A 14,845-nucleotide genomic window follows, 5' to 3' on the forward strand; every position below is an offset into this window, starting at 1 on the left:
GACTCTACCGGAATGTCTGTAGTAGCTTCCAGACTTCTTTTGTTTTTCTGGTATTAGTCACCTTTATCAATTCTATTTCTTTGTCCGGAGCGATGTCTTTTAATATCTTTTGAAGGCGCTGCGCGAAGATATACCCTCGGTCAGCTATACCTACAAGGACAATGCTGGGCTCTTCAAAATTGTCTTCAAGGATTTGATAAGCGATACGCTTAGATTTTTGAAGGATCTGTTCTTTATTTAATATTAGAGTCTTTTTACTTGGCATAATATAATCTGTTAAAGCAAAAATAAATAAAAAGTCCGAATGATATGAATGCCATTCGGACTTTATTAACTTTTAAAGATTTTATCGTTACTTTATTTATTGTTTTCTTCTTTATAGGAAGAGGCATCTGCCGTCATAGTTTCACTTACTTCTGGCTTTGGTCTTCCACCGTTATAATAGTAGCGGTTCCAGTAAGGTTCCTTTAGGCTGCTTACCATTACGCCTTTGCTGGATGAGGCATGTGCAAACTTGTCATCTCCAAGATAGACACCCACATGTGTGATGTTTTTACTTCTGATTTTGAAGAATACCAAATCGCCTGGCTGAAGGTCTTTGCGGTTGACAGGTGTTACATTAGCGTATTGGTTTCTGCTGTTGTAACCGATAGTGGTATTGAAGACGTTTTCGTATACAGCTAAGGAGAACTTCGAACAATCAATTCCTTTTTTGGAATCTCCACCCAAACGGTAAGGTGTGCCAAGCCAATCGTATACGAATTGATAGAGTTTAGTGTTTGTCGTTGCTTTAATAGCAACTCCCATGATCTGGGAGAAATATTCTTTAGCTAGGTTGTCCTGCTCGTTGTTGTTCTTCTTGTTGTTTGTTGTTTGTGCTTGCGACACTAGACAAAAGCCTATAAATAGCACTGCTGCTATTAGTTTTTTTGTGTTCATTAAATCGCTTTTTTATTTTACAACTTTCCTTTACACTACTTCTTTTCCAAGGAGTAGATATCACGAAGATAGTAGATACATCCCTACAATCCAAATTTTTTTACGGTGTTTTAACGAATTTTTAACATAGTTGAAGGTATAAATACGTAGTTATATGTCCATAAATGCGTTTTATAAAAGGATAAATACATTGTTTATTTTTGTTTTGAAATTTTTTTAAAAAAAATTTGATTTTAATATTAAAATAGTTCTATCTTAGCTGCAGATTTGAAAAATATGAAATACGCGAACTCAATTATTACAACAATTATTATTACTACGGGGATAATTTCTCGGAGGAAGTAACTTGTTTGTATAATTGAGTGTAGATATACAGAAGCCTTCCTCCGAAAGAGGAAGGCTTCTTTGTTTCGGGAATACGGAAATAAATAAACTAAATAGTAAATAACTTAAACCAATGAAAGTTCTAAAATTTGGCGGAACGTCGGTAGGTACAGTAGATAGTATCAAGTCTGTACTGGAAATCGTAAAATCATCTTACGACAGAGGAGAGAAGCCTCTGGTGGTATTGTCGGCAATGTCTGGAGTGACCAACCTGCTTACGCAGATGGCAGAAAATGCAGCACAACGTAAGTCTTTTGCGGAGGATATCAAGCTGCTGGAAGAAAAGCATTTTGAAGTGGTCAAACAGCTAATCGCCATCAAATACCAAAATCCGGTGTACACCAAACTTAAGCTTATGTTGAATGAGCTTGAGGAAATACTTCAAGGGGTATATGCCCTGCAAGAGCTTAGCCTTCAAAGTAAGGACTTAATTATATCATATGGAGAGCGCTTCTCCAATTATATGGTTTCCAAAATCATGGAACAGTATATTCCGGAGTCCATATATGTGGATGCATCACATTATATGAAGACGGATTCCAATTTTGGAAATGCCCATCTTAACGAAGAGCTTACAACGCAACTTATCAACAGCCTAAAACATACACACGCTGACAAGCTTATGTTTGTTACCGGTTTTATCGGTTCTAATGAGGAAGGGCGTGTTACAACTTTAGGACGAGGCGGTTCGGACTATACAGCTGCTATTTTCGGTTCGATCTTGGGAGCCTCAGTCATCGAAATTTGGACTGATGTAAACGGTATGTTGACAGCGGATCCACGCATCGTGAAGAAAGCTTTTTCGCTGCCGGTGCTATCGTACACCGAAGCGATGGAGTTGTCGTACTTCGGGGCGAAGGTAATCTATCCACCGACGATGATTCCTGCCTTTATGAAGCGCATTCCTATAGCCATCCGCAATACTTTTGAGCCAGAATTTCCAGGGACTATCATCCAATTTGAATCAGATTGTAGTCAATATCCAATCAAAGGTATATCTTCCATCTCGGATGTTTCGATAATCAATCTTTCGGGGTCGGGGATGATTGGTAAGTCCGGCTTTTCGGGGCGTTTGTTTACGCTGCTGGCGAGAGAGCAGATTAATGTCATCCTTATCACTCAATCTTCTTCGGAGCATAGCATTACCTTCGCTGTAAATCCTAGTGATGCAGAGAAAGCGTTGAAGCTTATTGCTACCGAATTTGAATTGGAGTTGCAGGCCAACAAGCTGGTGATGCCGGAAGTAGAAAAAGATCTTTCCGTATTGGCTATCGTTGGGGAAAACATGAAGCGCACTCCAGGTATGTCGGGACGTCTTTTTGCGGCCTTAGGACGTAACGGTATCAACGTACGTGCCATAGCTCAAGGGTCTTCGGAATTCAACATCTCGGTGATCATCGCCAAAGAAGATCTCGCAAAAGCTCTGAACGCCGTACATGACGCCTTCTTTGCTGAGCTGAAGAAGACATTACATGTGTTCAACCTAGGAACAGGAAATATAGGCTCGACGCTGTTCAAGCAGCTAGCTAAGCAACACGATTTTCTGTTGGATAAGAACGACCTTGAAATAAAAGTGGTAGGTGTTGCCAACTCGCGTAAGATGCTGTTCGATAAAAACGGCATAAATCTCGAAACCTGGAAAGAAGACTTGGAGGCCAACGGTCAGGTGTCCGATTTGGCTGCCTTTGTGGAAACCATGAAAAGCATGAACCTGCCAAACTGTGTGTTTATAGATAATACGGCTAGCAAGTTGCCTGCAAAATACTACGAAGATATTTTCAAGTCCAACATTTCTATAGTGACATGTAATAAGATTGCCAATTCGGGGGATTATGCTACCTACAAACTGTTGCACGATACCGCACGCAGACATGGTGTAGACTTCTTCTACGAAACCAACGTGGGAGCAGGGCTACCTATCGTGCGGGTGCTTAAAGATCTTATGCTTAGTGGAGACAGAATCCTGAAGATAGAGGCCATCCTTTCCGGAACGATATCCTATATCTTCAACAACTTTGTAGGGGAAGCTTCCTTCTACGATGTGGTGAAAAAGGCACAGGAATTAGGTTATACGGAGCCGGATCCGCGCGATGACTTGGGAGGAGTGGATTTCATGCGTAAGATGCTTATACTGGCACGTGACGCAGGTTATGTCGTGGAGGCCGAAGATGTGGAGCTAGAGCAGATTCTTCCGGAATCATGTGCTGCAGCTGCATCGGTCGATGAATTCTATGCAGAGTTGTTGAAAGCTGATAGCTTCTTCAATGAGTTGAAGGAAAAGGCAGCAGCCCAAAATAAGGTTATCCGTTATATAGGTAAATTAGAAGAGGGCAAGGTGTCTATTAGCATGCAGATGGTGGACGAGACTCATCCTTTCTACTCGTTGTCGGGTAGTGATAACATTATCTCCTTTACTACAGAACGATACAAAGAACGTCCTTTGGTAGTCAAAGGTCCTGGAGCTGGGGCAGAGGTGACTGCAGCGGGTGTGTTTGCAGACTTGGTAAATGTAGGTGCTAAATAGTATTTTTAAGTAAAAATAGATAGTATGCCCATTGATCAAAATAAGTTGAAGGAGAAGAACATAGACTTTAGCAAGATATTAGATAAAGTTCGTGTGTTTGCTCCTGCTACCGTAGCCAACATGATTTGTGGCTTCGACATTCTGGGGTTCGCTGTAGATGAGCCCGGAGATGAAGTAAAGATGTATAGAGTAGCAGAGCCTGGCGTCCGTATACGCTCGATACAGGGCGACGACGGGCGGCTGCCGATGGATGCAGGCAGAAATACCGTGAGTGCCTGTGTGAAGATGCTGCTCGACGACTTAGGAATACTGCAAGATATAGGGGTAGAGATAGAACTAATCAAACATATGCCTATAGGGTCTGGTTTGGGATCCAGCTCGGCGAGTACCGTTGCAGGGTTGTTTGCCATAAATACCCTGCTGGGAAACCCGCTAACCAAGGAGGAGCTTATGCCTTACTGCGTGGAGGGAGAGCGACTAGCTTGTGGGCATGGGCATGCCGACAATGTTGCTCCCGCATTGATGGGAGGGGTGACTCTTGTGCGTGGAGGAGAAGAGCTGGATATTGTGAAGCTGCCTGCACCAAAGGAACTTTATGCAGGGATTGTGTTCCCTCAGGTGGATGTGCCTACACGAGATGCACGACAGCTCATCAAAGAAAAGGTATTGCTGAAGGATGCTGTAACACAGTGGGGCAATATTGCTGGGGTTGTTGCAGGGCTTTTCACGGAAGACTATGAACTCTTAGGAAGAAGTATGCATGACATCATCATCGAACCTTCCCGAGCAATCCTCATCCCTGAATTTTATGCCATGAAGGAAATAGCTCTTTCTTCAGGGGCGCTGAGCTTCGGCATTTCGGGGTCAGGACCTTCTGTGGTGGCGGTAACCAAAGGAAGGGAGGTAGCGGAATCCGTTACACGGAAAATCCAGGAACATCTTTCTACGAATGGAATAGATAGTTATAGATACGTTTCTGCAGTAAATGTGGAAGGACCTAAGGTATTACCCTTTAACGACTAACCATTATGAAATTATATAGCACGAACAATAAAGATTTAAGAGTTTCATTTAAAGAGGCGGTATTCAACTCTTTGCCGCAAGATCGGGGCCTCTATATGCCGGAGGTGATTCCTTCCTTAGATCCACTTTTTATAAAAAATATTCATCAATATTCTTTGCAAGAGATAGCTTTTACGGTAGCTTCAGCCTTGATAGGCGATGATATTCCAGCCGTGGACCTGAAGAAGATCGTGGAAGATGCAATCAACTTTGATGCTCCTGTTAAATTTTTGGACCCAGAAACTGCGGTGCTCGAACTGTTTCATGGTCCTTCCTATGCTTTTAAAGATTTTGGTGCGCGTTTCATGAGCCGAGTGATGGGTTATTTTTCTAAACAGGGCGACAAATTGCTGGATGTCTTGGTTGCCACTTCGGGAGATACAGGAGGAGCTGTGGCTTTAGGATTCTTAGGGGTGGAGGGGACGCGCGTGACCATCCTCTATCCTAAAGGTAAGGTGTCTAAAGTGCAGGAAGAGCAGCTCACTACCAACGGCAAGAACATACGTGCATTAGAGGTTGAGGGCACGTTTGACGATTGTCAAGCTCTAGTGAAGCAGGCATTCAACGATACGGAGCTTAACAGAGAGTTAAGACTTACTTCTGCAAACTCCATCAATATTGCTCGCTTGATACCGCAGACGTTTTATTATTTCTGGGCTTATGCACAGCTGAAGGCGCAAGGTGTCGACGAAGTGGTGTTTACCGTGCCTAGTGGCAACTTCGGTAATATTGGAGCAGGACTGTTGGCATACAAGATGGGGTTGCCTGTAAAACATTTTGTAGCAGGAACGAATGTAAACGATACTGTGCCGCGTTTCCTCGCTTCGGGAGCTTATGATCCAAAACCGTCGGTTCAGACACTAGCCAACGCTATGGATGTCGGAAATCCAAGTAACTGGGTGCGTATCCAAGATTTGTTCGACAACGATCTGGATAAGCTACGCAATATGATTTCTTCCTATACGTATAACGATGAGCAAACTAAAGCCGGTATGCGGGAGCTATTCGAAAAATATAGATATGTGGCGTGCCCACATACCGCTATCGCCTATCTGGCTTCCCAAGCTTATAAGGAAGAATATCCGGGACAATATGCTTCGGTATTTTTGTCGACAGCACATCCCTGCAAATTTCCGGATGGTATAGACGCCGATATTTTCGAGCATGTAGTTTATCCGGAAGGTGCCAAAGAGCTAGCCGGCAAACCTAAGCTGGCGGAACCTCTGCAGGTAGACTATGAGATGTTTAAAGACTATCTGACTGAAAAATAAATAATTGTTTCTTCATATGAGTAGTTAAGGATTTTCCTCTTGTGGGAAAGTCCTTTTTTATTTAGATTCGTATATATAGACCTAAAATTCAAAGCTTTGAAAAGAATATTGAAATACTGTTTGATTGCAGCCTTTTGTAGTGGTGTAGTGTATGCACAGACGGCAGCTCAGAAGCCCAAAGTGGTATTGGTTATTCATGGTGGCGCTGGTACCATCAACAAGAAAAGTATGACCCCAGAGAAGGAACAACGCTACAAGGAGGCGTTGACTTTGGCATTGAAGAAGGGATATGAGAAAATCCGTGCAGGGGAAAGTGCTTTGGATGCTGTGCAGGCCGCAGTCAATGTTATGGAAGATTCACCGTTATTCAATGCAGGGAAAGGGGCAGTCTTCACCAATGAAGGGAAAAATGAACTTGATGCTTCCATCATGGATGGGGCCACACTTCAGGCAGGGGCAGTGGCAGGCGTGAAAAATCTTAAAAACCCCATTGATGCAGCACGTGCAGTGATGGAAAAGTCGGAACATGTGATGATGGTGGGACGTGGAGCAGAGCTGTTTGCTATGGCCCAAGGCTGCGACACTGTCCCGTCCTCCTACTTCTTTACAGAGGAGAGATGGCAGCAGCTCCAGCGCACGAAAAATAAGGAAGAAGGAAAGCCTGCAGCATATCATGTGGATCCTCGTTCATATCTTATTTCGGGGGTGACGGATGTGGATAACAAATTTGGTACTGTAGGGGCTGTAGCATTGGATAAGAAAGGAAACCTAGCGGCAGCAACATCCACCGGAGGAATGACAAACAAACGTTACGGACGTGTGGGGGACTCACCGATTATTGGAGCGGGCACCTATTGCAATAATAGTACTGCCGGCATCTCTTGTACTGGCTGGGGAGAATATTATATACGTGCCGTAGCGGCCCACCGAGTGTCTACTCTTATGGAGTTAAAAGGCCTTTCGGTAGAGGAAGCCACTAAGCAGGTTATTGCTGAAATCGGTCAGCTTGGAGGGGAAGGAGGTATGATAGCTTTGGACCGAAACGGAAAATTTGCGATGGAATTTAATACTTCCGGAATGTATCGGGGTACAATCGATGAAAACGGAAAGGTCTCGGTCTTCATCTTCAAAGATTAGCAAAGGGGGAGTAATCCCCCTTTATTTTTTGAATAATAGGAGCAGCTAATCTTTTTGTATTCTGTATTTTTGCAGGGATGAATAAAATAATCCTTAATAAAGGCAAAGACAAGGCTGCCTGGCAGTTGCATCCCTGGGTATTTTCGGGTGCTATAAAATCGTTGGAAGGTGATATTGAGAATGGTGATGTTGTTGCGGTACACAATATAGAGGGTGAATTTATTGCCTATGGTATATACAATGATACTTCTCGTGTAGCAATACGTCTTTTGGAATGGAACCCAGCCAACCCCATTGATGAACAGTGGTGGCGGACACGTGTACAGAAGGCTATCAAGAACAGAACCCATCTCCTTCATGAAGAAAATGATACCGTACGTCTCATCTTTGCGGAGGCCGATTTTTTACCGGGGCTTATTGCCGACAAGTATGCTGATTTTATTTCTATTCAGGTACATGCTGCCGGTGTGGAGCGCGTAAAGCATATCATCGTCGATGAACTTGTGCAGCAGCTTTCACCAAAAGGAATATACGAACGTAGTGATCTGAAGTCTCGCGAGTATGAGGGACTGCCCAATACCAATGGATTACGGTGGGGGGTAATGCCACCGACATTTGTGGATGTTATAGAAAACGGAATTCATTATAAGGTTAATATCATTGACGGACAGAAGTCCGGTTTTTACTGTGACCAACGTGAAAACCGCTTTTTAGTTGCACAATATGCCAAAGGAAAGAGAGTTTTGGACTGTTTCTGCTATTCGGGAGGTTTCACGTTAAATGCCTTCCGTGCAGGAGCTCAGGAAATTGTGTCTGTGGATAGCTCTGCCTTAGCGGTAGAGACCTTGAAAAACAATGTGCTGCACAACGGTTTTGATTCTTCAAAACATAGTGCTGTACAGTCGGATGTAAACAAATATTTACGTCATCTTGCTGAACAGGAGGAGAAGTTTGATATAATCATTTTGGATCCTCCTAAATATGCACCTTCACGTTCTACCTTGGAGAGGGCGTCACGAGCTACAAAGAGCTGAACCGCCGCGGTTTGTTATTGTTGGAATCGGGCGGATTGCTGGCCACATTCTCTTGTTCAGGAGCTATGGATATTGAAACCTTTAAACAGGTTATTGCTTGGGCAGCATTGGATGCAGGAAAAGAAATTCAATTTATAAGACAGTTTACTCAGCCTGAGGACCACCCAGTAAGGGCTTCTTTCCCTGAAGGAGAATATTTAAAAGGTCTGCTGGTACGGGTAATGTAGATTAAATTATTATTAGATGCTGAAACTATCAACTGAGAAGCCTATTTATCCAATTTTATTTGCCGTAAGTTTTGCCCATCTGTTGAACGATCTTATTCAAGGTGTCATCCCTGCGGTATATCCTTTGCTGAAACAAGAACACCATCTGACTACGGTCAGATAGGACTTATCACTTTTGTTTATCAGCTGTCGGCATCTATTTTTCAACCGATGGTAGGTACTTATACAGACAAACGTTCGCAGCCCTACTCCCAGATGCTGGCCATGGCACTTTTGATTGTGGGAATGTTTGTCTTTGCCAATGCTCATAGCTATCTGTGGATACTTATAGCTGTCTTTTTGGTGGGTATTGCCTCTTCGATTTTTCATCCAGAATCGTCGCGAATCGCTTATATGGCCTCTTCAGGAAAGCGAAGCCTAGCGCAGTCTATATTTCAGATTGGAGGCAATGGAGGTATGGCGTTAGCACCAATCGTAGTGGCTTATGTGGTACTGCCGCGTGGCCAATGGGCTATCATGTGGTTGGTGGCCGTTCCTCTGCTGGGACAGTTGGTTGCGTATTATATAGGTGGCTGGTATAAGGAGCATCTGCTGAGACAGTACTAAAACAAGAAAAGAAGAGCATAGCTTATCCCGATCTTCCTAAAAGTAAGGTCATCCTGTCTATCGTGATTTTACTTCTGCTTATACTTTCCAAATATTTTTATGTTGGCAAGCATCACCAACTATCTGCAGTTTTATGCTATGGAGAAATTTGGTATTTCCGCTGTGCGGGCGCAGGTGTATTTATTTTATTTCCTTACGGCAATAGCTGTGGGAACTATGATTGGAGGGATTTTTGGAGATCGTTTCGGCAGGAAATATGTTATATGGTTTTCTGTGTTGGGAGCAGCCCCTTTCACGTTGGCCCTGCCATATGTTGGGTTGACAATGACAGGCATCTTTATTGTCATCATAGGACTTATATTGTCTTCAGCTTTTCCTGCAATTATCGTTTATGCACAGGAGCTGTTACCTAAGAAGTTGGGTATGGTTTCGGGATTGTTTTACGGATTTGCCTTTGGCGTGGCAGGAATAGGTTCAGCCTGTTGGGGTGGCTCGCCGACAGGACATCCATAGAGCATATTTATCATATCTGTTCATATCTGCCGGTGATAGGTGTCATTGCAGCTTTGCTGCCTAATTTGCAGAAGATAAATTACATTCAGCAGAGATAAATAACAAAAAAGCGATTGATCAGACGTCAATCGCTTTTTTTGTTATATCCTACCACCTTATCAATGCCGAACCCCACGTAAAGCCGGCACCAAAGGCTGCAAGACAGATGAGGTCACCTTCTTTGATTAACCCTGCTTCCCATGCTTCACACAATGCAATAGGGATGGAAGCTGCCGTGGTATTCCCATACTTCTGAATATTGTTAAATACCTTATCGTCAGGTAGTCCCAATAGTTTTTGAACGTACTGCGATATGCGCAGGTTTGCCTGATGCGGTATGAGTAAGTCTATATCGGCAGGGGAGAGGTTATTTTTTTGTAAAGCTTCATGGATAACTTCCGGAAATTTGGCTACCGCCTTTTTAAATACTGCCTGTCCGTCCATATAAGGAAATGCAGTACCGTCTTCCAACATTTTAGGAGTCATAAGAAGCCCTCCTAATTCCTGTTCCGGCCATTCTGGCATGGTGTCCAGCCATATGCCGCTTGAAGAACCCGGGTAGTACATGGCCAGCTTTTCAGCTTCGGATCCATCGGAATGTAGGTGGGTGCTCAAAACGCCTTTATGTGCTTCTTGTGTAGGTTGCATGACTACCGCTCCGGCGCCGTCACCAAAAATAACCGATACGGCACGTCCTCTGGTAGAGAAGTCCAACGCGAAAGAGTGCTTTTCGGATCCTACCACAAGGACATTTTTATACATTCCTGTTTTGATATATTGGTCAGCGATAGAAAGAGCGTATATGAATCCCGAGCATTGGTTGCGTATGTCGAGAGCTCCTACTTCGCCCATGCCCATCTCTCTCTGTAACAATACAGCACTTCCCGGAAAATAATAATCCGGGGATAGGGTAGCAAAGACGATGAAGTCCACGTCCTGCGCGGTGATGCCGGCACGTTGTAGCGCTATTTTGGAGGCTTTCACGGCCATAGTGGTTGTCGTCTCGCCGATGCGGTCCGCATAGCGGCGTTCTTTGATGCCTGTACGCTCCTGTATCCATTCGTCACTGGTGTCCATGAAGCGCGTCAGGTCATGGTTTGTATATATATTCTTTGGAACGTAGAAGCCAATACCTGCAATTTTTGATTGAAACATCATATGAATTTTATAATTAGTTATCCTATTAGTCTCTAAAATTACATTTTTTTTGAAAAATACTATATTTTTGTAATATGAGTGTTGAGACGACACAAGAAACATATACCTTAGAAGAACTACTGGCATCGGTAAAAGAGAACCATCGTTTGATCTTGTGGAACGACGACGTCAATACCTTTGAGCATGTTATTTATTGTTTGATGCATCATCTTCAATATACGGAGACGGAAGCTGAACGTATTGCCTGGAAAGTGCATACTGAAGGAAAATGCGCTATCCTAGAAGGTTCTTTTACAGAACTGGAAGTGTATCGCAAAGTTTTGAAGTCGGAAGGATTGACCGTTACTGTCGAGTAGATTGTTACTTGTGTCGAATGTAGATAATTAATATCTTTATTCGAAAGACAGTATACTATAAACTTAAATATTATGATAAGAAGAATTCTTCCTATGGCCGTTCTAGCCACAGCAATTACTATGAATGCTAATGCACAAGATCAAAAAACAGCAAGAAATTTTAAATACCATTGAATATTCCAATCTACCTCGGGTAGATATCAAGGAATTTAATAAAAACAAAAAAGGAGCTTATGTTATTTTTGATGGCAGCTCTTTGAAAGGATGGAGAGGGTACAATAAAGATCATGTTCCTAATAAATGGAGTATTGAGGACGGAGCACTTAAATTTTCGCGCAACCCGAATGTAGAGAAACCTGAAGGTGGTGATATCGTATTTGCTTATGATTTCAAAGAGTTTGAGCTGGAATTCGAGTGGAAGGTGTCACATGCTGGCAATTCGGGTGTTTTCTATCTAGCCAAAGAAATCAAGAACCAGCCAATCTACATTTCATCTCCTGAATACCAGATTTTGGATAATGACAACCATCCTGATGCTAAGATGGGGGTGGATGGCAACCGAAAATCCGCTTCTTTATACGACATGATCCCCGCCAAGCCGCAAAATGCAAAACCTGTAGGCGAGTGGAATACTTCTAAGATTGTCGTGAAAGGCAATAAGGTGCAGCATTTTCAGAATGGGGTTAAAGTTGTTGAATTTACTATCCGTGATCAAGCGTGGACCCAGTTGCTACAGACCAGCAAATTTAGTCAGGAGAAATGGCCTTTGGCTTTTGCCTTGTTGAACAATGTAGGGGGAGATAGCAAATCCGGTTTGATCGGTTTCCAAGACCACGGCGATGATGTTTGGTTCAGAAATATTACAGTGAAAGTATTATAACATGAAGATTACGAAGAAGTTTTTTGTAGAGGGCTTATTAAGCTCTCTTTTTTGTTTGATGAGTGTTAATGCTACGCAGGCACAGGAGAGAAGGTTTTATGATCCTTTAAAAGAGCAGGCTATCCAAGGGAGGCTGTCGGTATTGAAGCAGGAGGATGGCTACCACCGGCTTCCGTCAGCTGTGAAAAGTGAGGTGCGTCCTCCCGTATGGAGTTTGGGGACCAATGCTGCAGGACTCTTTGTAGATTTTATGACAGAGGCGGACACTATTCAGGTGCGTTATAAGGTTAAGGGAGCCTTGAATATGCCTCACATGCCTACAATAGGCGTAAGTGGGGTGGATCTGTATGCTTTCCACAAAGACCGTTCGAGTTGGGAATGGGCCTTCGGACAATACAAGTTTGGTGATAAAAATGACACTATAGTTTATAATTATAACAATATAGGTTCTTCGAAAAACAAGGTGTACAGGCTTTATCTTCCGCTATATAATACGGTGGAATTTTTGGAAATAGGAGTCAATCCGAAATATTCACTCACCTTTAAGGAGGATAAGACAAAACCTATCGTCGTATATGGAACTTCCATTGCTCAAGGAGCCTGTGCTACAAGACCGGGGTTAGCTTGGACCAACATAGTAGGAAGGAACCTGAAGAGAAAGGTTATCAATTTGGCCTTCTCGGGGAATGGTAGACTTGAGCAGCCCATCTTGAATCTAATGAATGGCGAAGATGCTGCGGTGTATGTGCTCGACTGCATACCTAACCTAGCGCTGACGCCTTCTCGAAGTGCAAAACAGCTGGACTCTTTAATCCGTAATGCCGTAACTTTTCTGAGAAGACAACATCCCTCTACACCTATAGTATTGTTGCAACATAGCTCAGCCTTCACGGATGGATTTCTCAACAAGCACACAATGGCCGAGTATGGCGCTTCATCAGAAGTGGCAATAAATACTTATAACGACCTTATCAGTAGAGGAACTAAAAATCTTTATTTGATAAAGGCGAAAGATATAGGTTTCGATATTGAATCGACAGTGGATTATGCCCACCCGAATGATATAGGTATGATGAAGTTGGCAGAGGCTTATACTAAGCTTTTGCAAAAGATATTATCACAACAACAAAGCAAATAGGAAACCTATTCGCTTTGTTGAGCCTAAAGTAAAAATTCTTAAAAAATATGTTGTAACTCTTTAAGGTCAACGATCATGTGAGGTACGTCATGGGGTTTTTCGGCTCCCACGGCGTTAAAATATATGGCATCCATGCCGGCATTGATAGCACCTCGCACGTCAGCATCGAGGTTATCACCGACCATGACCGAATAATCTTTCTGAGTCTCACCTTGGGTTACAGCATATTCAAAAATTCGTGCATCCGGTTTGTTAACACCGAAGACTTCTGAAATAACGACGGTTTTGAAGTATTGGGCTAGGTTGCTGCTGCGCAGTTTTGTTTCGCAGGCCTCCTTGAACCCGTTGGAAATCAAATGAAGACTGTACCTGTGTTGCAGGTATTCTAGTGTTTCTATGGCATTGGGGAAGAGGTTGGTCTTGGTAGGGCAGATGCGTAGATATTCTTCTTCAAACTGTTTTGGAAACAATTCAGGATCTACTCCCAATTGTTGGAAGGTGTCCGCAAAACGTAATTTACGTAAGGTGGGCTTGTCAATCTTACCGTGATGGTAAAGGTCCCATAGTCGATGGTTGTTTATTGTATAGGTTTCTATAAAATCGTCCGAATTGGGTCTATTGAAGAGCTTATCAAACTCAAAAACATAATACAGTTCGTGTAAAGTTTCTCTAGCGTTGCGGTCAAAATCCCAAATCGTATGGTCTAAGTCGAAGAAAATATCTTTTTTATGTTGAAACATATGCAAAGATAAGAAATTGTATTTCGTTTCTCCCTCAAGAGTATTTTCTTCTTATTGTCATAAATTTTGCCGTATTTTATTATGAGGAGGTATTTAAGTATTTTTGTTAAAACAAGATAAGATGAGAAGAGCACTTTTTTGGTTTTATGTATTAGTATTTTATGCCATCTGTCAGCTTTTTGCGTGGGGATATATGTTTATCAAATATGTTCCGGATCGTAAAGGCATGATTATCGGTGAAGGCATGATTTTTATCCTCATCTTTATCTTGGGTATTTTACGCCTCAAAAGACAGCTGGAGAAAGAAAGATATTATTCACAGCAGCAGCACAACTTTTTGCTATCGGTGACGCATGAGTTGAAGTCTCCTCTAGCTTCAGTGAAGCTTTATCTACAGACTATCCTAGAAGAGGGAACTASATTGGTAATGGCAAACTTGTCGGCATGCAAAATGATGTTAGGTTCTATCTCACCGCGCAACATCTCCGTCTTACAGGCATTCTTCTGCAGTCTATCCAGCACCTCCTGTACTAGTGCCGAAAAGTCGAAGTCTTCCTTCGGCAGATTAAAGCTACGATTTTCCAGTTTAGTAGCCAACAGCACATTCTCTACAAGATAGTCCAAGCGCTCTATATCTTTCAGCGAGTTGGAAAGGAAAGCTTTCTGTTGTCTCTCTGTCTAGTTCCCTCTTCAGGATAGTCTGTAGATAAAGCTTCACTGAAGCTAGAGGAGACTTCAACTCATGCGTCACCGATAGCAAAAAGTTGTGCTGCTGCTGTGAATAATATCTTTCTTTCTCCAGCTGTCTTTTCTTGGTATTTTACCCAAAAGACAGCT

General features: G+C 42.8%; 13 protein-coding genes and 2 pseudogenes. 11 read left to right on the forward strand and 4 right to left on the reverse strand.

What is annotated here, in order from left to right; translation table 11 throughout:
- Positions 1 to 4 precede the first annotated feature (4 nt).
- Both SD31_RS09340 and SD31_RS09345 read right to left on the reverse strand, forming a co-directional pair.
- Entirely contained in the window at positions 5 to 265 is a 261-nt protein-coding gene (locus SD31_RS09340) for a phosphoribosyltransferase family protein (protein ID WP_231561401.1), read from the reverse strand.
- Positions 266 to 357: 92 nt separating this feature from the next.
- Complete coding sequence (locus SD31_RS09345) at positions 358 to 939, reverse strand: C40 family peptidase (protein WP_052258883.1); 582 nt, start codon at positions 937 to 939, stop codon at positions 358 to 360.
- A 457-nt stretch (positions 940 to 1,396) separates the two neighbouring features.
- On the opposite strand from SD31_RS09345, the gene thrA reads away from it, so the two are divergent.
- The 7 genes and pseudogenes from thrA (at position 1,397) to SD31_RS21280 (ending at position 9,697) form a co-directional block, all read left to right on the forward strand.
- Positions 1,397 to 3,847, forward strand: a complete 2,451-nt coding sequence (thrA, locus tag SD31_RS09350) for a bifunctional aspartate kinase/homoserine dehydrogenase I (RefSeq protein ID WP_039053927.1) — start codon at positions 1,397 to 1,399, stop codon at positions 3,845 to 3,847.
- 24 nt (positions 3,848 to 3,871) lie between these two features.
- Positions 3,872 to 4,870: a homoserine kinase gene (locus SD31_RS09355; RefSeq protein ID WP_052258885.1), complete on the forward strand. Its 999-nt coding sequence runs from the start codon at positions 3,872 to 3,874 to the stop codon at positions 4,868 to 4,870.
- A 5-nt stretch (positions 4,871 to 4,875) separates the two neighbouring features.
- The gene (thrC, locus tag SD31_RS09360) at positions 4,876 to 6,180 is read left to right on the forward strand and encodes a threonine synthase (protein ID WP_039053928.1); all 1,305 of its coding nucleotides are present in this window, start codon (positions 4,876 to 4,878) and stop codon (positions 6,178 to 6,180) included.
- A gap of 96 nt (positions 6,181 to 6,276) precedes the next feature.
- On the forward strand, positions 6,277 to 7,317 hold the full coding sequence (locus tag SD31_RS09365; protein WP_039053935.1) for an isoaspartyl peptidase/L-asparaginase family protein: 1,041 nt from the start codon (positions 6,277 to 6,279) through the stop codon (positions 7,315 to 7,317).
- Between the two features lie 77 nt (positions 7,318 to 7,394).
- Positions 7,395 to 8,578, forward strand: a pseudogene (locus SD31_RS09370) (class I SAM-dependent rRNA methyltransferase).
- Between the two features lie 16 nt (positions 8,579 to 8,594).
- The gene (locus SD31_RS20920; RefSeq protein ID WP_316929838.1) at positions 8,595 to 8,741 is read left to right on the forward strand and encodes a hypothetical protein; all 147 of its coding nucleotides are present in this window, start codon (positions 8,595 to 8,597) and stop codon (positions 8,739 to 8,741) included.
- 35 nt (positions 8,742 to 8,776) lie between these two features.
- Positions 8,777 to 9,697: pseudogene (locus tag SD31_RS21280) on the forward strand (MFS transporter).
- Positions 9,698 to 9,844: 147 nt separating this feature from the next.
- Here the strand turns inward: SD31_RS21280 and SD31_RS09380 are convergent.
- The gene (locus SD31_RS09380; protein ID WP_231561402.1) at positions 9,845 to 10,894 is read right to left on the reverse strand and encodes a 3-oxoacyl-ACP synthase III family protein; all 1,050 of its coding nucleotides are present in this window, start codon (positions 10,892 to 10,894) and stop codon (positions 9,845 to 9,847) included.
- 74 nt (positions 10,895 to 10,968) lie between these two features.
- Here SD31_RS09380 and SD31_RS09385 point away from each other — a divergent pair, with 74 nt between their 5' ends.
- The 3 genes from SD31_RS09385 to SD31_RS09395 all read left to right on the forward strand — a co-directional run bounded on the left by SD31_RS09385 (position 10,969) and on the right by SD31_RS09395 (position 13,268).
- A complete protein-coding gene (locus SD31_RS09385) occupies positions 10,969 to 11,250 on the forward strand; it encodes an ATP-dependent Clp protease adaptor ClpS (RefSeq protein WP_039053929.1) in 282 nt (93 codons plus the stop codon).
- 130 nt (positions 11,251 to 11,380) lie between these two features.
- Positions 11,381 to 12,130 (forward strand): DUF1080 domain-containing protein, encoded by a 750-nt coding sequence (locus tag SD31_RS09390; RefSeq protein WP_052258887.1) that lies wholly within the window; start codon positions 11,381 to 11,383, stop codon positions 12,128 to 12,130.
- A gap of 1 nt (position 12,131) precedes the next feature.
- The gene (locus SD31_RS09395) at positions 12,132 to 13,268 is read left to right on the forward strand and encodes an SGNH/GDSL hydrolase family protein (protein WP_039053930.1); all 1,137 of its coding nucleotides are present in this window, start codon (positions 12,132 to 12,134) and stop codon (positions 13,266 to 13,268) included.
- 38 nt (positions 13,269 to 13,306) lie between these two features.
- On the opposite strand, the gene SD31_RS09400 is transcribed toward SD31_RS09395, so the two are convergent.
- A complete protein-coding gene (locus SD31_RS09400) occupies positions 13,307 to 14,008 on the reverse strand; it encodes a YjjG family noncanonical pyrimidine nucleotidase (protein WP_039053931.1) in 702 nt (233 codons plus the stop codon).
- 121 nt (positions 14,009 to 14,129) lie between these two features.
- On the opposite strand from SD31_RS09400, the gene SD31_RS15330 reads away from it, so the two are divergent.
- On the forward strand, positions 14,130 to 14,627 hold the full coding sequence (locus tag SD31_RS15330) for a hypothetical protein (protein ID WP_052258891.1): 498 nt from the start codon (positions 14,130 to 14,132) through the stop codon (positions 14,625 to 14,627).
- Positions 14,628 to 14,845: the final 218 nt, after the last annotated feature.

Source organism: Sphingobacterium sp. T2 (assembly GCF_000814685.1).
Classification (GTDB): Bacteria; Bacteroidota; Bacteroidia; order Sphingobacteriales; family Sphingobacteriaceae; genus Sphingobacterium; species Sphingobacterium thermophilum.

Coding starts and splice junctions, on each gene's coding strand:
- thrA (WP_039053927.1), top strand. CDS start 1,397: ATGAAAGTTCTAAAATTTGGCGGAACGTCGGTAGGTACAGTAGATAGT.
- SD31_RS09385 (WP_039053929.1), top strand. CDS start 10,969: ATGAGTGTTGAGACGACACAAGAAACATATACCTTAGAAGAACTACTG.
- SD31_RS20920 (WP_316929838.1), top strand. CDS start 8,595: ATGCTGAAACTATCAACTGAGAAGCCTATTTATCCAATTTTATTTGCC.
- SD31_RS09390 (WP_052258887.1), top strand. CDS start 11,381: ATGCACAAGATCAAAAAACAGCAAGAAATTTTAAATACCATTGAATAT.
- SD31_RS09345 (WP_052258883.1), bottom strand. CDS start 939: ATGAACACAAAAAAACTAATAGCAGCAGTGCTATTTATAGGCTTTTGT.
- thrC (WP_039053928.1), top strand. CDS start 4,876: ATGAAATTATATAGCACGAACAATAAAGATTTAAGAGTTTCATTTAAA.
- SD31_RS09395 (WP_039053930.1), top strand. CDS start 12,132: ATGAAGATTACGAAGAAGTTTTTTGTAGAGGGCTTATTAAGCTCTCTT.
- SD31_RS09340 (WP_231561401.1), bottom strand. CDS start 265: ATGCCAAGTAAAAAGACTCTAATATTAAATAAAGAACAGATCCTTCAA.
- SD31_RS09355 (WP_052258885.1), top strand. CDS start 3,872: ATGCCCATTGATCAAAATAAGTTGAAGGAGAAGAACATAGACTTTAGC.
- SD31_RS09380 (WP_231561402.1), bottom strand. CDS start 10,894: ATGATGTTTCAATCAAAAATTGCAGGTATTGGCTTCTACGTTCCAAAG.
- SD31_RS09400 (WP_039053931.1), bottom strand. CDS start 14,008: ATGTTTCAACATAAAAAAGATATTTTCTTCGACTTAGACCATACGATT.